Origin of the sequence: Pseudomaricurvus alkylphenolicus, from assembly GCF_011683955.1 — a bacterium.
GTDB lineage: Bacteria > Pseudomonadota > Gammaproteobacteria > Pseudomonadales > Cellvibrionaceae > Pseudomaricurvus > Pseudomaricurvus alkylphenolicus.
This window is the reverse complement of the sequence record NZ_JAAQPI010000014.1, coordinates 107,300-130,337: the sequence shown is the minus strand read 5'-3', so window position 1 is coordinate 130,337 and position 23,038 is coordinate 107,300. Positions and strand designations below refer to the sequence as shown.

14 protein-coding genes and 1 pseudogene are annotated in these 23,038 nt (G+C 49.8%); 3 read left to right on the top strand and 12 right to left on the bottom strand.

The genetic code is table 11. From position 1 onward, the window contains the following. Positions 1-36: 36 nt before the first annotated feature. Entirely contained in the window at positions 37-1,038 is a 1,002-nt protein-coding gene (locus HBA55_RS27895; RefSeq protein ID WP_166998264.1) for an AraC family transcriptional regulator ligand-binding domain-containing protein, read from the top strand. On the opposite strand, the gene HBA55_RS27890 is transcribed toward HBA55_RS27895, so the two are convergent. From HBA55_RS27890 to HBA55_RS27875, 4 genes are all read right to left on the bottom strand, one after another. Then, on the bottom strand, positions 1,035-2,801 hold the full coding sequence (locus HBA55_RS27890) for an acyl-CoA dehydrogenase (RefSeq protein WP_166998262.1): 1,767 nt from the start codon (positions 2,799-2,801) through the stop codon (positions 1,035-1,037). The genes HBA55_RS27895 and HBA55_RS27890 overlap by 4 nt on opposite strands. 33 nt (positions 2,802-2,834) lie before the next feature. Further along, a complete protein-coding gene (locus HBA55_RS27885) occupies positions 2,835-4,664 on the bottom strand; it encodes a feruloyl-CoA synthase (protein ID WP_166998260.1) in 1,830 nt (609 codons plus the stop codon). A 113-nt stretch (positions 4,665-4,777) separates the two neighbouring features. After that, positions 4,778-6,808 (bottom strand): 3-hydroxyacyl-CoA dehydrogenase/enoyl-CoA hydratase family protein, encoded by a 2,031-nt coding sequence (locus HBA55_RS27880; RefSeq protein WP_166998258.1) that lies wholly within the window; start codon positions 6,806-6,808, stop codon positions 4,778-4,780. A 45-nt stretch (positions 6,809-6,853) separates the two neighbouring features. Beyond that, positions 6,854-8,062, bottom strand: coding sequence for a thiolase family protein (locus HBA55_RS27875; protein ID WP_166998256.1), 1,209 nt, complete (start codon positions 8,060-8,062; stop codon positions 6,854-6,856). Between the two features lie 280 nt (positions 8,063-8,342). Here HBA55_RS27875 and HBA55_RS27870 point away from each other — a divergent pair, with 280 nt between their 5' ends. Continuing rightward, positions 8,343-9,893, top strand: coding sequence for a benzoate-CoA ligase family protein (locus HBA55_RS27870; RefSeq protein ID WP_166998254.1), 1,551 nt, complete (start codon positions 8,343-8,345; stop codon positions 9,891-9,893). A gap of 108 nt (positions 9,894-10,001) precedes the next feature. Beyond that, positions 10,002-11,264 (top strand): hypothetical protein, encoded by a 1,263-nt coding sequence (locus HBA55_RS27865; protein WP_166998253.1) that lies wholly within the window; start codon positions 10,002-10,004, stop codon positions 11,262-11,264. Between the two features lie 129 nt (positions 11,265-11,393). Here HBA55_RS27865 and HBA55_RS27860 read toward each other — a convergent pair whose 3' ends face one another. From HBA55_RS27860 to HBA55_RS38240, 8 genes and pseudogenes are all read right to left on the bottom strand, one after another. Continuing rightward, positions 11,394-12,239, bottom strand: coding sequence for a substrate-binding periplasmic protein (locus tag HBA55_RS27860; RefSeq protein WP_166998250.1), 846 nt, complete (start codon positions 12,237-12,239; stop codon positions 11,394-11,396). Positions 12,240-12,290: 51 nt separating this feature from the next. Continuing rightward, positions 12,291-17,204 carry a PAS domain S-box protein gene (locus HBA55_RS27855; protein WP_166998248.1) on the bottom strand — a complete coding sequence of 1,638 codons (4,914 nt, stop codon included), beginning with the start codon at positions 17,202-17,204 and terminating at the stop codon, positions 12,291-12,293. A gap of 73 nt (positions 17,205-17,277) precedes the next feature. After that, positions 17,278-18,444 (bottom strand): response regulator, encoded by a 1,167-nt coding sequence (locus HBA55_RS27850; RefSeq protein WP_166998246.1) that lies wholly within the window; start codon positions 18,442-18,444, stop codon positions 17,278-17,280. Further along, positions 18,431-19,669, bottom strand: coding sequence for a two-component system response regulator (locus tag HBA55_RS27845; protein ID WP_166998244.1), 1,239 nt, complete (start codon positions 19,667-19,669; stop codon positions 18,431-18,433). The genes HBA55_RS27850 and HBA55_RS27845 overlap by 14 nt, the downstream gene beginning before the upstream one ends. An 18-nt stretch (positions 19,670-19,687) precedes the next feature. Next, positions 19,688-20,245 carry a response regulator gene (locus HBA55_RS27840; protein ID WP_166998242.1) on the bottom strand — a complete coding sequence of 186 codons (558 nt, stop codon included), beginning with the start codon at positions 20,243-20,245 and terminating at the stop codon, positions 19,688-19,690. Between the two features lie 498 nt (positions 20,246-20,743). Further along, positions 20,744-22,096: a spinster family MFS transporter gene (locus tag HBA55_RS27835; RefSeq protein WP_166998240.1), complete on the bottom strand. Its 1,353-nt coding sequence runs from the start codon at positions 22,094-22,096 to the stop codon at positions 20,744-20,746. A gap of 142 nt (positions 22,097-22,238) precedes the next feature. Next, positions 22,239-22,520: a helix-turn-helix domain-containing protein gene (locus HBA55_RS27830; RefSeq protein ID WP_166998239.1), complete on the bottom strand. Its 282-nt coding sequence runs from the start codon at positions 22,518-22,520 to the stop codon at positions 22,239-22,241. Positions 22,521-22,600: 80 nt separating this feature from the next. After that, positions 22,601-22,795 (bottom strand): annotated as a pseudogene (locus tag HBA55_RS38240) (AraC family transcriptional regulator ligand-binding domain-containing protein); the annotation flags it as partial. Positions 22,796-23,038 lie beyond the last annotated feature (243 nt).

Here is a 23,038-nt window from a genome sequence, read left to right as displayed (position 1 = left end):
GTGGGCGATAAGCACTGAAACATAGCCGGGCTTTGTGTGGCCAAGTTTACCTCCAGCAATCACTATGTTTCCTGCCTGTATGCCCTTGCCTCGCGCAAAGGACTGGATGCGGATCAACTGCTGGAACTTGCCGGGATTGCCCCCGACCTACTAAACGCGGCACGTGCCCGCGTTCCGACCGAGAAAGTCTCAGCCCTGGTTCATTTGATCTGGAGTGGGCTGAACGACGAAAACATGGGACTCAGCTCACACCCCATTAAGCCCGGTAATTTTCATATGATGGGCAAGCTCTGTGTTCACGCTCCCACACTGGGCAAAGCACTGCATAGAGGCATAGAGTACTATCGGTTGGTCCAGGATGATTTTCAGATCACACTCAAAGAAACGGACGAAACGGCAACGATCCAGGTGGATCTAAAACGACCGGAGTTAGATGAGGATAACCTGTTAACTGAACTGCTGATACTGACCTGGCACCGAATTGCCAGCTGGCTAATTGACGAGCAAATCGTACTAAAGGAAACCCGCTTTTCCTATCCTGCTCCTTCGAGGGTCGACGAGTATCGATACCTGTTCCCCTGTATTCACCGCTTTGATCAAGCCGTCAACAGCTTCAGTTTCAACCCCGGTTATCTGGAGAGGCCGGTGGTGCAATCGCACGAATCGCTAAAAGCCTTTATCGCAGGCTGTCCAACGAATTTGTTTGTACTGTATCGTCAAGATAACAGCCTGGCCACTCGCGTCCGACAAGTCCTGGAGCCTCATGCCAGTCACAGTATGCCGGGCCTGGACGCCGTTGCCGGCGTTCTCGGGATGAGTAAATATGCGCTGCGGCAACGGCTCAAAGAGGAAGGCACTTCCTATCAAAAGATCAAAAACATTGTGCGCCGTGACATGGCGATTTACTTCCTGACCCAGGTGCCACCCATCAGTGTCGGCGAAATCGCCCTCAAGGTGGGTTACTCCGAACCGGGAGATTTCGTCAGGGCCTTTAAAGGTTGGACCGGCGTGCCGCCCGGTCAATACCGGCGGTCTTAGAGTTGATCAACCTCGAGCGTGCCAACGGCGGAGCCTGCTAACACCGCTTGCAGATGTGCAGAACTGCGAGGCAACAGAAAACTCATATAAAATTTCGCCGTGTTTAACGTTGTACGGCAGAATGGTCGCTGCTGGTCAGAGGTCAATTTTTGAGCCGCCAATGCCGACTGCAACAGATACCAAGCACCTGTGACATACCCGAACAGCATCATAAAATCATAGGCAATCGCTTCCAGCCTGTTACCGTCGTCGGCGACACTGAAGACATGATCAACGGCTTGCTTCAAGCAGGTGAGTGACTCCGTCACACGATTTGCCAACACGGTGATCTCTTCACCCCGATCTCTGCACTTATTCAGCGATTGCTCTATGTCGCTGACTAACGTCCTGTATGCCGTGCCCTCGTCCCGAAGCAACTTCCGTTGCAGCAAATCCATAGCCTGTATGGCGGTGGTGCCCTCGTAAATGGTAATAATGCCCGCATCACGCACATATTGCGCCACACCCGTTTCTTCCACGAACCCCAGACCACCATGAATCTGTACAGAGAGCCGCACCAATTCCTGGGTCAACTCTGTGGACCATCCCTTGACCACCGGCGTTAACAAGTCGACTCTCACCTGGTGCAAATGTCGGGTTGATTCATCTTCGCTATGATCCGCCAGATCCATCGAGACGCCCACACTGTAGGCCATTGCTCTCATGGCGTCTTTGCCCGATTTCATCAGACGTAGCATTCTTTGCACGTCCGGGTGCTCCGCGATTGCCACCGCCCGGCCCTCTCGATTGCCTTGGATCCGTTCTTTGGCGTAGTTAAGGGCATCCTGATAAGCTCGTTCCGTCAAGGCAACGCCTTGGAGTCCCACCTGTAGCCGCGCATGGTTCATCATTGTGAACATATAGGCCAAGCCTTTGTTCTCCTCACCGACCAAATAGCCAACGGCGCCGTCTTCGTCTCCAAAGTTCAGTGTGCAGGTCGGGCTGGCATGCAACCCGAGCTTATGTTCAATGGATATCACCTTGACGTCGTTCAGCACTTTGTACTCGCCTTCAGGAGACGGCAAATATTTGGGCACCACAAACAGTGAAATCCCCTTGACGCCTTCCGGTGCACCATCCAATCTCGCCAATACCAAGTGAGCAATGTTCTCCGCCATGTCATGATCACCAAAGCTGATAAATATCTTCTGCCCCTTCAGAAGATAGTGATCGTTCTTTCTCACCGCTTTGGTCTTGATCAGCGACAGATCAGAGCCCGCCTGGGGTTCTGTCAATGCCATGGTTGCGGTCCATTCGCCACTGACCAGCTTTGGCACATAGACTGAAGAGATGGCTTCATGGGCGAATTTATGTAACGTATGTACCGCCCCAACGGACAGGGTTGGACACATGCTGAATGCCAGATTGGCCGACTGCATCATTTCTGTCAGCCCCAATGCCACTGCTGTGGGAAAGCCTTGACCACCTAATTCGGTGGGAAACCCCACTGACAACCATCCGCCTTCAACCAGTTGCGAATAGGCCTCAGAAAAACCCTTTGGCATGGTTACCGACGATTCTTTCAGACGCAAGCCCTCAATATCACCCGCCCGGTTAAGGGGCGCCAATACCTGGGAAAGCATCCGTCCTCCCTCTTCCAAAACGGCATCCACGATGTCCTTGCTGTACTCCTGGAATGGAGGCAGTTCTGTGATGGCGGAGTAATCGTGCAAGCCATCGATCACAAACTTAATATCTTCAAGAGGGGGTGTGTATTCATTCATAATATGTCTATCGCTTAATGACAGGTTAGCAGGTTACAGGCTTATCACACCGGGCATATCGGTACCCGCATAGAGCTTATCAACCTCTGCCTTCCTGTTGGAGATGACACCCCGTTGATTTAAGTAACCTTTGTCAGTGATTTCACTGTGTTCGAAAGATGGCGGAGTGGCCAGCAACAGCGCTTTTGCCACCCGTTTGGAAGAAGCCCCGTTTTCCAAGTTATGTGCCTGCAACGCTTGACGAAGTTTGTCCGTCAGACCGGTGTGAGAGAAGGCATCATTGCCGGTAATCGGCTCGCCCACAAACTCTTCGCAAGCCTGTTTGTTAGGAAACATCAGTATGCCAATGAACTTTTCATTGTGGCCACAAACTACAATATCGCTGACCAGTGGAGACAATCTGGCGATCAATGCCACCCGAAGATCCCCAACATTTACCCAAGTGCCGGACAACAGCTTGAAGTTTTCGCTCACTCTGCCTTTAAATACCAACCCAAGTTCGGGTTGGCTGACATCGTATAACTCGACAGCGTCTCCGCTACGCAAATAGCCTTCATCGTCAAACGCGTCCAGGGTCTTATCCGCCTGGTTATAGTAACCGGGCATGATATTCGGCCCCTTGACTCGCAGCTCCATTAACCCACCAACCGGTGTCAACTTGACGCTCGTACCAGGAATCGGCAAACCAATATTATTTGACACCCGATTACCAAAATACACCGACGTGCACACTGGCGCAGTTTCCGTCTGCCCCCAGCTGCTGGTAATGGGAACTGGCTCCTTGGCATAAACCTCTATTAACGCTTCCAACCGTTTCCATATGGATTCCGGTAAGGCAGCGGCGGCAAAGAAAATCAAGCGGAGTTCTCTGAAGAACCGCCTTGCGGCGTCCGCGTCTTGTTCCAACGCAGTCGCCAGAAGATCATAACCCATGGCCACATTAAAAGAGATGGTCGGCGAGACGGTCTTCAGGTTCTCCAGTGTTTGGACGATACCCTCTGGCGTCGGTTTACCGTCGTCAATATAGAGTGACGCTCCGTTGCGCAACACCATGTTGAAATTGTGATTTCCTCCAAACGTATGGTGCCACGGCAGCCAATCGAGCAGTACATGTTTCTGTTGGTTCAAGAATGGCCAAATGGTTGCCATGGCCTCCTGATTGCAAGTGAGCATTTGGTGGGTATTGATTACCCCTTTTGGCATGCCGGTGGATCCAGAGGTAAACAGTATTTTTGCTATCGAATCCGGCTTCGGATCTGTGGGTTCAAAGGCTGCATCGACACCAGCTGTAACTAGCTGATCTATTGTCCTCTGTCCCGTCTCGCAAGGTGTCTCGTCGGCGGTAATGACGCTGACTCCCTTGCTTGCCAGCGCCTCCAAGACACCCGCAAAAGCTTGATAGGTTTGTGCAAAGACCACACTTGAACCCGTCAACTCCTGAATATAGTGAACCTTTTCATATCGCTTGGACAATAACGAATAAGAGGGAGATACAGGTACGGCAGGAACACCCAGATAGTAGCAAGCAAAGATGATCAGCGCGTTGGCGATACTGTTGCCACTGACCAGCATAAGGGGTTTATCGACCGATAATCCCAGAGGTTGCAACCCCGCCGCCAGGCGAAGCGCCTTGTTTCGAAACTCAGCGTAGCTGATCGTTTCCCACCCCTGGTCACGCTGTTGGCTTTTTTCCGCCAAAAAAACGCTGTCGGGTGTGTCTTTGGCCCATCGTTCCAGATACGCGAGTACTGAGGCCGGTGCTTGCGGCAATGGCGTATTCGATTCCAGATAATAGGTGCCCTCTTTCCCTTTTCTGAAAGATATATCCGGTGCTAAAAAGAGCGACGACGGTTGCTTATTCATGATTATCCCCTTGGCGCTACTGAAAACTGATCCGATACTTTTGGAAGATGTTGTTTGCACCGGCACCAGACCACCATAGGAGATGAACTGGTATCGGATGATTTTCGCTTCAACTACCGCCCCTGAAACTGCGCGGCGGCCCCACCGCTCACAGATTCCAGACCGCTGAGGGCGTCGTCAGTGGAGAAGATGCCTTGCAGTGCCTCCAGTTCCATCGCCAAGCCCTCTTCCAAGGATAGGTCATAGCCCTCATCGATCAACTGCATCGCTTTGCGCAATGCCAAAGGGGCCTTTCGGCTCAGCACCTTTCGATGGGGCTCGAAGTCCGCGGTTTGGCTTAGCACTGAGGAGATGTCGCCATCAAAGTGCTCAAAGTGGGCCTCAGCAATCGTTGCGCTTGCCGCAGAAGCAGATTGTGAGTGACTTCTGTCAACAGAGATAGTCGCAATTTCCTGCATATCACTGGACGAATCGACCACTTTATCCACTAAGCCAAAAGCCAGAGCTTGCTCGGCATTAAGTTGCTTACCGGTTGCCACCAGATACTTGGCTCTCGCCTTTCCCATCACACGGCTGCTGCGTTGTGTTCCGCCGAGGCCAGGGTAAATTCCAATGCCGGTTTCCGGAAGCGCGGCTACCATTCGAGGGCTGGCGACTCGGTTTTGGCAAGCCAAGGCCAGTTCCAATCCCCCACCCAGCGCCAAACCGTCAATAAAGGCGATGGTTTGCTTCTTCGATGTGGCCAGTTTGCTAAGTACCTGATGCCCGTACGCGGTAAAAGACTGTACCTTCTCCAACGCTTGGGCTTTGATATTGTCAATAAAAAATTTGATATCCGCTCCGGCAATAAATGCCTTACCTCGACCAAACAGAACGATTTTATCAATGGCGGGGTTATCTTCGAGGGTGTCAATCGCCTTTTCCAGACTGACCATCACTGCGGGGTTCAGTGCATTCATGGCATCGGGGCGATTAAACTCTATCAATCCCGCACCGTTCACCACATGAGCACGCACGTGCTCTACAGCAAAACCTTGATCCAGGTCGGCCTGTTCGAAAATGGCAGGTACTTTTTGATCGTACTTCCCAAACTCGTGACAGACAATATCTTTGACTGTCGTTACCCCAAGCTGATTGATCAGCTCGAAGGGACCAATCGGCCAACGCAGTCCCAAGCGCGCGCCCAAATCCGTTTCCGTCACCCCGGTGACACCTTCGCTGACCATTTGCGCGGCCACACCCAGCGACATGGCCAACAGACGGTTAGTTACCGCTTCGCGGTCGTTCTTAGGGCTGGTCTCGTCGGACAAATCCCACTGCTGCGCGGCGTCAACCGTTTCGATCAAACGCCCCGCCGGGGCGTACATGGGCCCGAAGTTTTCTTCCAGCGTGCGTGAAGCGTGCAAGGTAATGGGCACACCCGTTGCGTTCATAAGCGCAAACGGCCCCATGCCAACCTTAAAAACATCTACGGCCACTTCGTCGATAAAAGCGATGCTGCCAAGGCCTTCTTCGTACAGGCGCACCGCTTCATTGAGCCACGGGACAAAGAAACGGTTTACCGCAAACCCGTAGACATCGCCCACGGTAATGGGGGCTTTGTCGTTTTCATAGTAGAATTTGGTCAAGGCATCAATGGCTTCAGGACGGGTATTGGCACCTGGGATCAATTCAATCAGCTTGTTCTTGGCGGCATGGTAGAAATAATGTGCGCCAACAAAGCGGTTCTGATGTTTCAGTACCGATCCAAGCTCAGTCACGGAAAACGAGGACGTATTGGATGCGATCAAGCAGCTGTCGCTGACCTGTGCCTCGACACTCTTGAAGACCTTTTGCTTCACCTCTTTGTTTTCGAACACCGCTTCTACCACATAGTGTCGATCCGCGAGCGTCTCGTAATCGGTGCTGGCCTTCAGTCCGCGCATCATGGCTTCTTTGCGCTCAGCGCTGAGTATTTTGCGTTGCACAGCAGCATCCAGGGATTCGCTGATGTTGCTGACCCCGCGTTCCAGGCCTTGCTGTTGAACATCAATCAGGACCACGTCCAGATTTTTCATTAAAAAATGCTGGGCAATCGCGGCACCCATCGTGCCGGCGCCAATAACAGCCACCTTGGTAATAGGTGTGGAAAACGTGTTAGACATAGAATTCACCAATTCAAATTATGGATTAACGTCGAGTCAGGCGGGCTAGTCGCTGACCTCGACCGATACCACTACCGCCATGGCGCTGTCGCCGGCCGCGCACCCCTGGAACAAGCCTTTACCGCCTCCACGCAAGGTCAATTCTTCAATGAGCTCTATCAGCGAACGTAGAGCGGTCGGCCCCTGAGGGTGTCCCCAAATCAGTGAACAACCGTAGTTATTCATTTGTTCCAGTGCGACACCGGTCTGTTTTGAGAAAAGAATATCGTTTACGGCAAACGGGTTGTGTGACTTAACGGCATCGATTTCCTTAATAGCAACACCGGCCTGAGCCAGTGCCTGCTTGGCGGCAGGCACCGTGGCTTCCGGCATATGAGCTAGCTCGACCCTCGCAGACCCGAATCCTAGCAGGCGGATGCGAACATTGTTGTCTGAACTCATTTCTCGGGCTTTTTCCGGGGTCGTCACGATCATGCCGGCATTGCCATCGGCAGGGTGGGTTTGACCACCGAAAGTAACCGTACCCTCCGGCAACACAGGACGCAGCTTCTGCAGTCCTTCAGCGCTAGACTGGACAACACCTTCATCTCTGCTCAATTGGCCCCGCGTCTTTTTGAAATTGGCCGTTGGAATATCAAAAGGCAATGTCATATATCGCTTTTGGAAAGCATGATCTTTGGAGAGAGCCATGGCGTACTGCTCTTGGCGCATCAACACAACATCATGTTGCTGCGTGGTACTGATATCGTGTTTTTTGGCAACATTTTCCGCTGTATTGATCATGGCGTGTCGACCCACCGGATCACAATTAAAGTTGTCCATCACCCAATCCTCGTGGTCTCCGGTCCCACCAGGAGCCGTCGGGTTGGGGTAGTAGAGATGAGCTCCATTGGAGCAACGATCGGCGGTTACAACCAGCGAGCATGTGGCCAGCCCGGCAGAGATTTCTTGTACCGCATTGGAAACAGAGCGAATGCCTGTCGCACAGGCTTGTCCAATCATTGGGCCCGTTGCCTGATTCGCTCCCAGCATAGACATCAACCATGGCGTACCGTAAAAGACACTCTTTTGAGGCACCGTGGTTCCCAAGACACCGTGGTCAAAATCAGCAGGTAATATATTTCTTTTTTCCAGTTCGAGCTTGGCGACGTGGGCGGCAAGCTCAATCGAATGACAATGCGCCAGACTGCCCTGCCACTTGGTGAACGGTGTTGACCAATAGGCACCATAGGGAATCTCAGGAATATAGGACATAGCTTTACCTAACTGGGTTAATTTATAAAATTTCAGCCGCTTTTGCCATGTACTGAACAAAAAGGACCGGCGTTAACGGTCAACGTTGATCGTTCACTGCGAATAGAAAAGATTCTCTTCAAACTCCATGCGGGGTTCAATGGGCTAAAGTTAGAGCAAAATTAGCAAAAACAGGCGAATGTCTTGACCCGAGACATGCACTATATTACATTTGATAAAAATCAAATGCAGTATTATGCCGTCCTGCTCATACAAGAATAATTGGAAAGGGGTACAAACAATGGTCAACACCAGCGAAGCATTCAACTTCGCCAACTACCTGATGGAGATCAATCAGGGGCGATTCGACAAAACAGCCTTTATCGATGACGTTCGCCAAATCTCTTATGGCGAGCTGTTTCAGGGTATTCGTCGTGTAGCGGCAGGGCTCCAAAGCCTTGGCGTTAGACGTGAAGAGCGGATTTTGCTGGTATTGCAAGATAGCATCGACTTTCCTTTGGCCTTTCTGGGCGCCATGTACGCCGGCATAGTACCGGTGGCCGTAAATACCCTGCTGACCGCTGACGACTACGCCTATATGCTTGAGCACAGTGGCGCTCGCGCCCTGATCGTGAGTGGCGGCATTTTGCCCACCCTTAACTCTGCCCTCGCACGGGCCGATCACTCTGTGCAGAAAGTGGTGGTTTCTCGACCCGAAAGCCCTCTTCACCCGTCCGAGATCGACATGCAGCCCTTTGTCGAAAACAGTCAAGAACAATCCAAACCAACCAAAACCACCGGTGATTCACCGGGTTTTTGGCTGTATTCCTCCGGCTCTACCGGACGCCCAAAAGGTACTGTTCATAGCCACGCCAATCCTTATTGGACCATTGAACACTACGCAAAGGGAGTACTCAATCTTACCCAAAACGATGTGTGCTTCTCGGCGGCAAAACTCTTTTTTGCCTATGGCCTTGGTAATGGTCTGACCTTCCCGATGGGAGTTGGCGCTACCTCGATTCTGATGGCTGAGAGGCCGACACCCGAGGCGGTCTTCGAGCGTCTGACAAACTCAACACCGTCCGGTAAACCTACCATTTTCTACGGCGCACCCACCGGTTTTGCCGGCATGCTCGCATCAACCAATTTGCCTGATCGATCTGAAGTGGAACTGCGTCTTGTATCTTCGGCGGGTGAGGCTCTGCCACCAGAGCTTGGCAAGCGTTTTTCCGAGCACTTTGGCGTAGACATCATTGATGGTATTGGCTCAACGGAAATGCTGCACATTTTTCTGTCCAACCGCCCGGGTGATGTCCATTATGGCACCACCGGCCACCCGGTCGAGGGTTACCAAGTCGAGCTACGCGGACCCGATGGCGAGTCTGTTGAAGATGGTGAGCCTGGTGATCTTTATATCTCTGGGCCTTCCGCAGCTATGATGTACTGGGGTAATCGTGCAAAGACCCGAGATACCTTTCAGGGGCGGTGGGTAAAAAGCGGCGACAAATACATTCATAACCCGGAAGGTACCTACACCTACGCTGGACGCAGCGACGATATGCTCAAAGTGAGCGGTATTTACGTGTCTCCGTTTGAAGTGGAAGCCACTGTTATGGAACACCCCGCCGTGCTCGAAGCAGCTGTTGTGGGGGTCGAAGACGATGCAGGGCTGACAAAAACCAAAGCTTACGTGGTCTGTAAGCCGGGGCAAAGTGTGTCGCAAGAAGAGCTGAAGTCATTCACCAAAGAGCGACTGGCCCCCTACAAATACCCGAGGTTGATTGAATTTATCAGCGAGCTACCAAAAACGGCGACTGGGAAAATCCAGCGTTTCAAACTCCGATCCGGTTGAGACTTCAACCTCTTTACCAGATTTGATTTGGCAGCTTTGTTTTTGCTGGGATCTCCTGTGCAAATCAATAATAAGATTTCAATGTCGTGCACCCGTCAGGTATTTTGAATGCAATCGAATAAATCCAAAAGACTCTCACGCCACCCACTTATTGTGGGAATCTCCTTAACACTACTTGGTTTCAGTATTGCGTGTGCCCTTTGGCCCATATGGGCTTTATCCGTCAAGTCAATTTATTTTCAAATTGCCGGAGATGTCCTTACAACCGTTGAACCTTCTCTTGTATCGCAGCTGATCAAAGTGGTATCTGAAGGAACTTTTTTCTGGATGATGATCAATAGCTGGATCTGGCTTACGCTGGTACTGGGAAACCCGGGTAAGAACCTTTTTACCGACAAGCAACCGATCGCTGGAATTTGGTACACGCTGTGTAGCTGGGTTTTGGGGGTTGTTGCATTCTTGATACTGATTAGCTTTCTGGGTATTTGGTGGCATCCTTTTAATCTCGCCACCATGTTTACTCCAGCGAATGAGGCCCAAATACGGTTGGCAATTTTGGCCTGGGATACGGCCAATTTCTACGCATTAGCGGTAATCATCGCCCAAATCCCACTGGTTTCCCTGTTTCATAAATGGCCATTTGGAGGCAACGCTGAGCCGCCTTACGATAGTATCGGCGTACTCTCCTTGGGAACCGCTGTTACCTGGATAGTTTGGATGGCTCTGATCGTTCCAAGTTGGATGGATCTTTCTCTTGCAGGCAAAGGCGTTGTAACACCTCCGTTTGGCCGCTGGCCCGCCTTTATCGCCTTCTGTCAGGCATACATAATTTTTGCCATCCTGCCGGTTGAAGGTGGCGAGAACTATCCAATGAAATTAATTTCCAAGAGACAACCCCTTATGGGGCTCACTGGTTTTGCAATAGCCGTGTTTGCGGGATTAACTGTCCCCCCACTAATGAAGATGATCATTATCCCGCTTGATATCCTGCCAGGGGTACCACCAGATGTAGTCGTGGCTTCGCTGGAGTTGTCTGTTATCGTGTTTATGCTCGCCTGGCATCACCTGTTTGATGATTATCCCAACCAGCAGCGGGTTTCCAATCAGGCCAGACGAATTGGCGCTCGAATCTCTATCTGGTTAGTGGGTGGGACCGTTTGGGGATTGGTATGGCTTCAAATCTATACATACTTACCATTTGGTGCGAACGATCTAGGCCTGGGGGTTCCTGCATTGGGAATTTTGGCGGGTCAATTTTCGCTGCTTATGCCGCTGTTGTACCTGAATACTTTCTTTGATAAGTGGCCCGTTGTAGGATTGCCCCGTAGAAGCTTCTCTGAAAACCCTCGGGAAGGTTCGCGTATGGTGTAACGCATCAGCAATAACAAAAAATGTTAATGCCTAATAAAGGCCTGAATCGCCTCCCTCAAAAAGCTCTTGATTAGGAGCAATGATCTGGAGTTGATTCTAGTATTGTATCACTGATAACCAGTCTGAATTTCATCGCCAATCAGAAACACCATATTTCTCCAGAATTCGCTTGAGGCGACCGGATTCTCGAAGTTCTTTCATCCCGCTATTTATGATTTGTGCATAGTGTTTCGACTTACCATTATTGGGAGAGAATGCGATATATACCTTCTCTTTCTGAGAAACTCCTGCTACCTGAAATTGATCCAGTGTACTGGTGATGAATAGATGATGTTGAAATACAGCCTTATCCTCAATCAAAACATCGATTCTTCCGGTTATCAGCTTCTTGATGTTTCGACCTAGTGTGTTCTCCCCTCCTATCACCTGGACATTTTGCTTATCCTTATTGGGAAGTATATAGTCGCTAAAAAGGCCGCCATAAGAGTAATGAATAATCGCACCCAAGTTAACTGACTCTAGCGACTCCAATCCCTCAAATCGCCATGCATTTCCCCTTTTGACATAGAAGGTATGTGTGGAATGACCAGACTCGATTTCCGGAAAGACAAAGTCTGGGGTTTCCTCGCGGCCGGCTCCAATGATTCCCTGATATAGACCCAGGCGTGCATTCGCAATTGCTCGCGCCCATGGTACCGTCTTGTAAACAACGGTATGACCTTCTTTCGCCAGAGCATGTTGGGCGATCTCTACCATAAACCCGGGCCTGTCTGATCCAGGGGCACAATTATAGGGGCACCATTCGTCGGCGACTAGAATCAGCTCTTCGGAAACCGTAGTGGCTGACGTTGACATCAGTAATACAATCATCAGCAGTATTGAAATAGTCACACCTCCGGGCATACCCACCAATCCACCATCATCAACGTTTGATTGAGTATTAAATGGATTTCGATCCCCTTTGGATCCGTTCATTGTCAAACTCCACATATTACCTTCGGGGTCAGCGATTTCTTTCGTTTCGAATCAGTTATCGCGACTTTCCGTCTCGCGTGCTTTAGCCAGGAGACCAAAAATCCGTTCTTCGAGGTCAGAGAAACTGAACGGTTTGATCAGTCGATTGACAAATAGGTTTTGATCTTTTAATCGACTTTGAAACTGGTCACTAAAACCACTCATCAGTTGAATTTCAATATCCGGAAAATCTCGCGCTATTTGATTACTCAGCTCCACACCATCCATATTGGGCATGATGATATCGGAAAGAACGACATTCACGGATTCTTTTTCAAGAATCAACATCGCTTCTTTTCCATCGGAGGCGGCTATGGCACGGAAGCCCTTTAGGCGTAATTTCTCACACAGTAGTTCCCTCAACTGTGCCTCATCGTCTACAACTAGTACACTGCAACTGGATGACTCGCCAGGGTTTTCATCTGCTTTACTCTCTATTATCAGGGGAATTATCTTTTCCTCTGCTTTGGGAAAGTAGATTCTGAACTTCGACCCCCCATCCAGCTCAGATTCAACTTGTATTGCGCCATGGGATCGCTTGATAAATCCGTAAAGTTGCGACAAGCCCAGTCCTGTCCCTTTGTCCCCTTTTGTCGAGAAAAAGGGTTCAAAGATTCGACTCAAGGTGGACTCATCCATCCCTTTTCCTTCATCCTCCACTTCCAGGAGAACATATTTTCCAGGATGCACACCGAGAGTATCGGCGTCTTCCGAACTGAGGATTGTGTTGTTTGTGGCAATGTCAATTGTTCCGCCAGAAGGCATGGCATGCATCGCATTAACGCAGAGATTTAGGATGCCGTTTTCAAAGTCGGATTCATCAATAGAAGCCTTCCAGAGGTCTGCCCCAAGCTCAAAGACAACTCGATTCTTGGATGTAACTGCTTTCTCAAGCATGAGCCTCTGATCTTCCAGCAGTTCATTGATCACTACCGGCTCTTGAGCTCCTGTGTCCTTTTTGGAGAATGCCCTTAACTTCTGAATCAGTGTTCTTGCGCGCTCCCCGGCTTTGTCAATTTGATTGGCGTAATTGATCAAATCTTTCTCAGATTCAGGTATAAACTCAAGAAGCATTTCCGTGTATCCGAGCATTATCCCCAAGATATTATTAAAGTCATGAGCAATGCCGCCAGTAAGCTGTCCTAACGCATCCATTTTCTGTGTTCTCTGAATCTGCTCCTGCTGCTTTCTCTCAACGGTGAGGTCATGTAATGTGCCGACAAAAATTCGCTCGTCTTCATCTGTGGAACTGAGTTCTGCTACGGACAAACGGACTGGAAATTCTTCTCCATTTTTCTTTTTCCCCATAACCTCGCGCCCAACGCCAATGACCTTCGCCTCCCCTGTTGTGATGTAATTATGGAGATAGGAATCATGATTCTTAGCAGTTTCGTTTGACATAATCTGGTTGACACTACCACCGATAAGGTCGGACACAGCATATCCAAACTGTCTCGCCGTCGACTCATTGGCAGAGAGTATCCTTCCTTGATCATTGATCGTGATCACAGCGTCGACCATGGCGTTGATGATTTTTTCTCTATCCTCATCTTGCTTGATAAGGCGCATCATATAATCAGATCGATCTTGAGCTTCGAGCGTCTGGCCAGTAAGTACGGCGAGGGTATTAACGAACAACGCCTCATCTGCAAGCCACTTTCTCACATCGTGTTTATGCTCAAGACATAAGACTCCGGCCATTTTTGCATCTCGCGTGATGGGAACATCCAACATCGAACGAATCCCGAGAGGTAGTAGATAGGCGTGGAGCAATTCAGACACACGGCGATCTGACTGTGTATCTTCAACATCAATGCGCGTGGACTCACGGAGCGATTGAAAATAGATGGGATAGTCGTCAAGCACCAGAGCATTTGGTAAATCATCAACGTTGTTACCATGCTCAACCAGCGTATAACAGTCCATAACTTTACGGTCATCTGAGAATATCCAGATGCTAGCGCGAGATACTTGGAGGACGTTGCTGGCGGCAGCGGCGATGGCATATAGCTTTTCTTGCATACCCTTTTGACTTGAAAGGATATTGAACGTAAGTTCAGTTATGGCTTCCTTCTGCTTTTGGACCCGCTCATTTTCCAACGATATGCTCTGGGAACGCTCAACCTCTGCGGTGATATCATAGACGATTCCAGTAGTGCTATAGAGCTCACCGGATTGGTCATATTCATGCTGAAACCGCTCACCAAGAAAGCGAATGCCCCGTTTAGTCAAAATTCGCTGCGTGATGTTGACGGTCCCTTCTTTCCGGCCAATAGAGCTCTTAATCTCTTTAAGGAATCGCTTTCTGTCGTCGGGATGAACGGCACGCAAGAAGGTTCGGAATCCAAACTTATTGTCACCCTTCTGAATATCCAACATTCGGAGTACCTGATCAGATACACGGGAACTTCCGCTTACATGGTCGAGCTTCCAAGACCCCACATTACCGATGCTTTCCGCCTGGACCAGCAGCGATGATTGCTCAGTCAATGCCTCTGTTGCTAGTTTTTTTTGCGTTATGTCTTCGGAAAAGATAACAATACCGCCAATATCGTCTGCGGATGAATACCAAGGTCTCACGGCCCATTTGATCCACTTCAGCCTTCCATCATTTCGAACAAAGCTGTCTTCCTCAATCTCCTGGGTTTCACCAGACAGTGATCGCCTGTATATTTCTTTTCTTTCTTCACTGAGCTCTGGCAAGAGTTCAAGATGGGATCTTCCAGAGATTTCTCCTCCGCCCATGTTGTAATCGTCTAACCAGCGCTTGCTGCAAACGATATAGTTCATCTCTTTATCCAGCATGGCCAAGGCCGCTGGCGCGTGCTCTATCAGCAGAGACAGTTGTTCCTCGCTCTCTCTAAGCGCTGAGATGGCCTTTCTGCGGCTGATTCTCTCATAGATGGCATTGGCTGTACTCTCTAGCGACTCTCGAACTCGATCCAGCTGATTCAAAAACCGGTCATTAAGTCCACTGATACCAAGGAGAAGTACAATACAATATGGTTTTTCTTTAACCTTCCAGGGAATAAATACCAAAACGTGTGATGAATAGGAAAATAACCGACTGGTAAAAACTCGCTCGGATGTATGAGTTTTCTCTTGCGATAGTGATTCCACCAATCTGTGGTGAAAAAAACGTATTCTGGGTTCGTTAATTCTACGTGAACCCTCTGGCGGAAAAATCAACTCGATGCCGGCTGCGCGCGTCATCGCGTTTTCTCTTCCGACGACACCACCGACTTCAGCTTCGGCATACTTTATTAGACTCTTAGTGACCTCCATCAGGGTGTTACCAAAGTCCAAGTCTTCGATGTAACACGACTGAATCAATTTGATGAGATCAAGCAATTCTGTTTTGTTTTGAACTTCCTTTTCCACCCTTTCGTGTCGAAGATAATTTTCATAGAAAGAGCGGCTCAATATGATCCCCATCAGAAAGCAGACAACAGCAAACCACAGATCGTAGCTCTCCCCAATTCCATTGGCATAAACCTCTGAAGGTGTAACCGATAAGGTCCATACCCTTCCGGCAACACTTATCTTCGTGTTGGTTGTCAGAGAATGGAGCGGCAAGGAATGTTCCGGTTGATGGGAATACACGGTGATGTCGCTATCCCCTGTAACGTCCTGTAGCTTGAAACCAATGCCTGGTTCCAAATCAAGAACCTGTTTCTGGGCCATTAATTTGGTTATATTGATCACACCTACGGCAAAACCATCCGGCAGCCATCCCTCCGATGTCCTGGTTGATGCCATGTTGAGACTAACTGGGTTGAGAATCAGTATGCCCTTTTCATCGTCCTTTGCTTGAACAAGCCCTATGGGTGGCGTAGCCACCATCTCGCCTGTCTCTATTGCTTTTAGGATAGCTTTACCCCGTGTGACGTCTGTGGCGATATCCAACCCCAGCACATCTTCTTCTTGCGACGGGGGATAGATATTGGTCACTATCACCGAAAACTCTGGTTTTTTGACATTGCCCCAATTGCTCTGGATTTCTCTGATTTTGAAGGAAGGCCTGCCTAGATCAGCCTGGATCTCTTTCTCAACACTATCCCTAACATCGGTTGTAGCCAGTCTATTCCAGCTTAAACCAATCGGAAACTGACCGTAGCGGTGATCGACACTGGAGAACTCCAAGAATTCTTCTTGCGTGACCTCTTGACTGTTCTGGTAGAACCGGCCTAAACCTAGCACCTTTTCTTCAACGCGCGTGACAATGCCCTGCGCATAGCGCTCAAGATCGTTAGTAATCAGCTGAATTCTGGCGCGGATTTGTTTTTCCTGATTGCTGTGGATGAAATAGTTGAGAAAAACCATGCCGATCAGAGTTACGGTCATTGGCAGGATGAAGGTCTTTTGGATGCGATTATCAACTCTCTTACCACTTTTGAGAACTGCGATGGTTACTGGTGCCATTAAGACTGTACCCACAACGTCACCCAACCACCACCTCACCCAAATGGAATAGGCGCCGTTGAACTCTTGGACGCCTGTCAAAATCAGCAGCAGCACTGAAGATGAACTGGCAATCAAAGAAGAAAGTACAATCGCTGAGAGAACATAGAGCGTGTTTTTGGGTTCAAGAATCGACTTAAGAGCATCATCGGTGAAGGAGTGTTTGAGTAAACAGTAACCTACTACGGCCTGAGTCACAATGGCGCTACTTGTTAGCGTTGCGCCAGTTACTGACGGAAATGTCCCTTTGTGAAGATAGAAAATCGTAAAAGAAACGCCGAAAATCAGTGCGGGCAAATAGCGTGCACCCTTCGCAATCAATAGCCCCAAGGCAAAGCCAGCCGCTGGGTAAATGGTTGATCCCGTCGTATGCGCCGGAGCAGCCAGCATCCCAATGTAGGCCAAACTGACATAGATCAGCGAGAACAACAATTGCTGTACAAGGCGATGGTACACTTTTGGCATTGTTAATCCATCATTATTTTATGTGAAGAAACAGGTACGAATTACTATCGACAACCAATTAGAGGTAGAAAGCCTACCTAAGCTCCTGAAGTAACTCGGTTAATTGAAGTTTGTATTGCTGTTCGTGCTGAGAACTGCAGTCGAAGATATCAGTAGCTTCTCTTAAGGCCGACTGGATGTGATTCATGATGATATGCTCTTCCCTTTCCAGTAGAGAGAACTGCAATATGTCTCCCGCCACTTTATTTTCCATATTGGAAATAACTCGGTTAAAAAGACTCGACAGATCAACCTTCCTTTCTTCCATATTAACCACTAGCTGCCCAAGGTTAGCAGCGGCGCTATTGATTCGTTCCCTCTGTTCTTCCTCTTTTCCTTCGGTTTCCATGGATTTCAAACGTGCCTGAACACCATTTAGCACCAGGCACAATAGATCTTTTAGCTCTCCGAATCGGACTTGATCCTCAATCGGCATGTTCTTGACAAGAAGAGATAAATTCTGGTAATTGAAAACAACTCTTTTCCCCCAGCAAAAAATTCGAGATTCAGCCCTAAGCAATTCCAATGCCTGACGCTCCAATTCATTCTTTACACCGGAGACAGGAAAATACAGCGTCTTTCCACCAGTGAAAAGGACACTGCAACTCAGAGAAAACGTCTCGCAGAACTCTAACAGATGTCGGGCGAGCGTCTCTTTGTCTGAGACTCCCATGCACAATTCATGAAACTGAAGAATCGAGCCCAACTCTGAACTGGTTGTCATTGCTTGGAACGCCATATTCCGGGCGGCATCAAGCTGCCCCTTCAGATCACTGATTTCCTTTCCGCTATTGATGCATTTTTCAATTTTGGCAGATAATTCTGAAAGTTTTATGGGTTTGGTGAGATAATCGCAAGCGCCTACTTCATACGCTTTCAAAATATCGTCCCGCTCCATAAGGCCGGAGACGAAAATAAATGGTACAGATGGCCCTAGGACTTCCTGCTTCAACATTTCGCACACCTGATAACCATCCAATCCTGGCAGATTGATGTCAATCAGAACAAGCTCAGGGACTGACAGGCCCTTCTCCTGAAGATCCGCCATCATATTTTGGTCAAATTCTGAAAAATGTATTACCTGGTAGCCAATACTGCCGACATAGTGCCGTATCAATTCCGCGGTCTGGCAGTCGTCTTCAAAGTACCAAATCAACGGAGCATCATTTTTTTCTTGCTCTTCTGCACTAGCAATATTCATGAACCCCTCCGGAAACCCCTTTTTTGTTGCGTGTATGAGCCCAATACTCAATCCAACTTTGAACATCCTCCAAAGGCATTGGCCTGGCTATGTAGTAACCCTGGCCGTAGGTGCATCCCATGCTTCTTAGCTTGCAATATGTCTTATGGTCCTCAATGCCCTCTGCGACGGTGTTCATTTGAAGCTTATTTGCCAGGAAAATGCAGGTTTCGACGATCGATTGACTGTCTGTATCATGACAAATGGACTTAACAAATGCCTGGTCTATTTTGAGTTCATTAAACGGTATTTTGTGCAGCAAATGGAGCGATGAGTAGCCCGTACCAAAGTCATCAATTGATAGATTGAAACCCTTCATTCTCAGTCGTGCCAAAATATCCAAGGATTTCACCAGTTCAGTCATCAGCCCGGTTTCGGTAACCTCCAGAGTAAAATAGTTCGTATCAATATGATTCTTTTGTACCCTGTTTTCCAGTAAACTCGGAAAATCGTAGTTATTGATATTGGACGCACATACGTTTACCGACATATGCACTTTCTTTTTGCAGAGTTTTTCTACAACACTGGCTGCCGACATACTTTTCTTGATCATCATGTCAGTCAGAGGTCCTATAAGACCAGAAGCCTCAGCCAAGGGTATAAATTTTCCGGGAGAGATAAGTCCTTCCTCTGGATGCTCCCAACGAGCTAACGCCTCGAAACCGTAGACACTATTGTCCGATAGAGTCACCTGTGGCTGAAAATAGGGTAGGATTTCTTCGTTGTAGATTGCCATCTCCAAATCTTTGTATTCAGGCCGCCAGGCGTCAGTGCCCTCTCCAATCAATACATCGAGTTGATGACCCAGCTCCTCGCGGAGAAGTTTCTTAAGTTGCGATATCTTTATGGGCTTGCTTAACGTGGCGACATGGGTAAGTTTTTGGGCGATGACCAAATCTTCTGCCGCTTTTAGCACTGCGCGGTCCATCCCACTGATCAAGAGGATTTTGATGTTGTTGTAGCGTTCCGATAGATGGCGAATCACCTCTATACCATCAATCCCAGGCAAAGACAGGTCCAAGACCACCAGGTCATTCGCCTGGAATTGGTGTTGAAGGAAGATAAAAGCATCGCTATAAGTATCTACCGTATACCCTTGGCCTTCGCCGACAGATTCCAACAGGCTCAAGTACTGTTCGTCGTCATCAAGGATGACCACTCTGGGTCGGGATTGAAAGCAATTCATAAATCGCACCATAGTCATTCAGGTTAACTGCAATGCCGCCAAAAGCTCTTTCCTGCGAACTGGTTTGGACAAGCAGGTTTCCGCACCTGCGTCTAAGAAAGCGCGGATGTCATCATCATTGGTTGTCCCTGTAATACCAATAATGCGAATACCCTGGGTGGCCGGATCACTCTTCAGCATTCTGCACATATCGATACCATTGAGATCGGGCATGACGATATCCGAAACGATCACCTGTGGGACAAAGCTCTTGACCTTTATGCCGGCCTCGAAGCCCCCAAAGGCGACGTCAACATCAAGATTGGAGTCTCCTGATTCGAGAAAGCTCTTCAGCATTTCAGCAACTTGTTCATCATCGTCGACAATCAGTACGCGAACAGCAGTCCCTTCGTCCTCATACCTTATGCCTCGCTCCTGACAATAGGCGACAACGTCTTTCTTTTGGTAACGCCGATGGCCTCCAGGAGTAACTTGATAATTCAGCTCACCCTTGTCCGTTAACCTCCGAACTGTCATCGCCGTAACACCTAGGATTTTGGCGACCTCCGATGGCCCCAGCTGTGTCGTATCAGCCAACTTCTTCCCCTTAGATTCGCGGTCTGTGATATTTAACCGGATAGGATTGTACGTTTTGTTAGGTTTGTTAGGAATGATCGATTTGTTATAAATGTGAGGTTTGTTATAAATGTGAGGTTTGTTATAGTTTCATGGTGCGTTAATAATATTGATTATCATTTCTATCTATTGCCGACCACACAGCCTTCGATGGGGAAAGGGGTAATATCTGCTGGAGAAATAATGACGGCGACAAACTTGCCATTTCACATACCGGCCCTACAGGGAAGAAGTAGAGGCCACCCCGCCTTCTTATTTCCGTTAGAAATAGTTGCGACAGAGCCCTATTAAACAGCATACGGGAAACCTAGACAAAATGACTGAATCAGCCCCGTGGTGATATTGAGCGAATCACCGAGGCCTGATTGCAGAGGCGGCAAATATCGGTGGCACTGCCACTCTTCGGCGTGCTGACAGATCGGGGGGGGGGCTAGGGCCATATTGTCGCTTCCTGTCCGGCTAACATCCAACCGAACAGCGCTGCCCCTCACCCTCAGATTTCGAGCTTGTATCGACCGCACTTGTTACCGCCGAGGAAGCGGCAACAAAATCGGCTCGCAGATGACGTGCCCCCGCAATGAAATGCACCACGGCCCAACCGGTAGCCAATGTACAGAGCATCATCATGGCCAAGCGCAGGGACTCCCTGCCGTGAGTCGCCCCCAGCAGATCACTGAGAAAGCCCACCGACAGCGGTCCGAGTCCAAGCCCAATGATATTGATCACCAGAAATAAGATGGCCGACGCCAACGCGCGCATGCGGTTTTCCACTAACCGATGGGTCACCGCAATCACCGGCGCCAGGTACAGGGTGCTGACGCAGGTCGGATAGAAATGGGCCAGCATGGTGCCTTGAAAGGACTCCGCCCAGAACGTTATAAACACCAGCGGTGTCGATAACGCCAGTGCCAGCGCCGGTGTCCAGGCGTACCAGCGCAGGTCGCGATGCGACAGGCGGTCGGCCAGCCAACTGCCGCTGAAGGTGCCAATGGCGCCACCCACCCCGGCAAACAGCGCCAGCCAGGTGCCGATGTCCGCCGAATCCAGCTGGTAGGAACGCCTCAGAAACGAGGGCATCCAGTTCGCCGTTGCGTAGCCGGCAAAGGCTGACAGACCGCTGGCCAGCGCCAGGTGTCGAAATGAACGCAGGCCGATCAGGTGGCGTATCACCTCTTTCATTGGTGGCGCCGCGCCGATCCCAGAAGCCGATTGCCCAGAGGAGGTTTCTGAAAATCCACGCAAGGGTTCACGGATGGTGTAGCGCATCAGCAACGCCAACAGCAGCCCAGGAACGCCGACGATCAGGAACGTCATGCGCCAGCCGTAAAGGTAATTGAGCCAGCCGCCAAACAGAAAACCGAACAGTATGCCCACATTGACACCAATGGAATAGACCCCTATCGCGGTAGCACGCTGGTGCGGTGCAAAAATGTCAGAAATCAGAGAATGGGATGGCGGGCTGCCCCCGGCCTCTCCCACTGCCACGCCGATACGGGCCAGCAGCATCTGCCAGAAATTCTGTGCCATGCCACAGAACACGGTCATCAAGCTCCAGACGCCAACGGCCAGCGCGACAATGTTGCGCCGACAGCCACGGTCGGCCCAGCGAGCTATTGGCAGCCCCATCAGCACATAGAACAGAGCGAAGGACAGGCCGCTGATCAGCCCCAACTGAAGATCAGACAGGCCCAGATCCAGTTTGATGGGTTCTTGCAGAATGGCAAGGATCTGGCGGTCGATAAAACTGAAGACGTAACCGAGAGTCAGTAGCGTTAATACATAGTAGCGATAATTATCGTTGCTGTAGTCCATGAAGGTTACCCGTTCCCAGTTCAATCTGTCACTGTAGTGACTGCCGACTGAAAACGTTATTCCTCAATGGCCAGCTTTTTTGGCTATCTCTGCCAACTCACGTTCCTGACGATACTGCTGGGGCGACTTACCGGTCCAACGCTTATAAGGCACGGGTAAAATTGCTGCTGCTGGAAAAGCCCAGCAGGAAACTGATGTCACCCAGGGAAAGATCTTCTTCGGCCATGTGACAGAACGCCTGCTCTCGCCGATAGTCCTCCACCAACTGCCGAAAGCTGGTGCCGCGCTCTTCGAGTTTCCGGTACAGGGTGCGCTTGCTGACATGCATCTGCTGGGCCACCTCTTCCAGCGATGCCGTTCCCTGGGGGAGCAACATGGCAATGGTCTGGCGCAGCTGCCCGAGCAGGTCGTCGTCGCCTCCCACCCGTGCGCCTGTTCATTGAGCAGACGCTCCAGGGAACGAGCCAACTGCGGACTGCTGCCGGGAATCGTCGCATCGGCGTCCTGCAGGGGGATATAAATGCGGATTTCGGGGTGACCATAACTCACCGGGCAGCCAAAGAACTGCTCGTAGACCTTGGGATTTTCCGGCCTGCTGCGCGACAGCTCCATGCGCTGCGGACAACAGTCCTGCCGGTAAACCTGGCGCCTGAGGGTGTGCATCACCGAACAGATCGCGTCCTCCCAAAGATGCCCCATGGTAATGGTCGAGATGCGCTGGGAAGGATCCATCTGACTGGGTGCTTCAGATTTCATTCCCAAATCCGAAGCCACATCCTCTTTGCTAGCTCGGGCGATTCTCTATGCGCTCGAAAGAGAGACTCTGATTCAATGGCTAAAACAAGAGGCCTATACAAACCCTCTAACCGGGTTGCCCAATCGGGAGGCATTGTTCGCAGGAACAACGACACAGATAAATAGTTAAGAATGCAGCAATTCGTA

Bases quoted from the DNA above. Each gene is read 5' to 3' on its own strand.
- HBA55_RS27890 (WP_166998262.1), bottom strand. From the start codon at position 2,801: ATGAATGAATACACACCCCCTCTTGAAGATATTAAGTTTGTGATCGAT.
- HBA55_RS27885 (WP_166998260.1), bottom strand. From the start codon at position 4,664: ATGAATAAGCAACCGTCGTCGCTCTTTTTAGCACCGGATATATCTTTC.
- HBA55_RS27880 (WP_166998258.1), bottom strand. From the start codon at position 6,808: ATGTCTAACACGTTTTCCACACCTATTACCAAGGTGGCTGTTATTGGC.
- HBA55_RS27875 (WP_166998256.1), bottom strand. From the start codon at position 8,062: ATGTCCTATATTCCTGAGATTCCCTATGGTGCCTATTGGTCAACACCG.
- HBA55_RS27870 (WP_166998254.1), top strand. From the start codon at position 8,343: ATGGTCAACACCAGCGAAGCATTCAACTTCGCCAACTACCTGATGGAG.
- HBA55_RS27865 (WP_166998253.1), top strand. From the start codon at position 10,002: ATGCAATCGAATAAATCCAAAAGACTCTCACGCCACCCACTTATTGTG.
- HBA55_RS27860 (WP_166998250.1), bottom strand. From the start codon at position 12,239: ATGAACGGATCCAAAGGGGATCGAAATCCATTTAATACTCAATCAAAC.
- HBA55_RS27855 (WP_166998248.1), bottom strand. From the start codon at position 17,204: ATGCCAAAAGTGTACCATCGCCTTGTACAGCAATTGTTGTTCTCGCTG.
- HBA55_RS27850 (WP_166998246.1), bottom strand. From the start codon at position 18,444: ATGAATATTGCTAGTGCAGAAGAGCAAGAAAAAAATGATGCTCCGTTG.
- HBA55_RS27845 (WP_166998244.1), bottom strand. From the start codon at position 19,669: ATGAATTGCTTTCAATCCCGACCCAGAGTGGTCATCCTTGATGACGAC.
- HBA55_RS27835 (WP_166998240.1), bottom strand. From the start codon at position 22,096: ATGGACTACAGCAACGATAATTATCGCTACTATGTATTAACGCTACTG.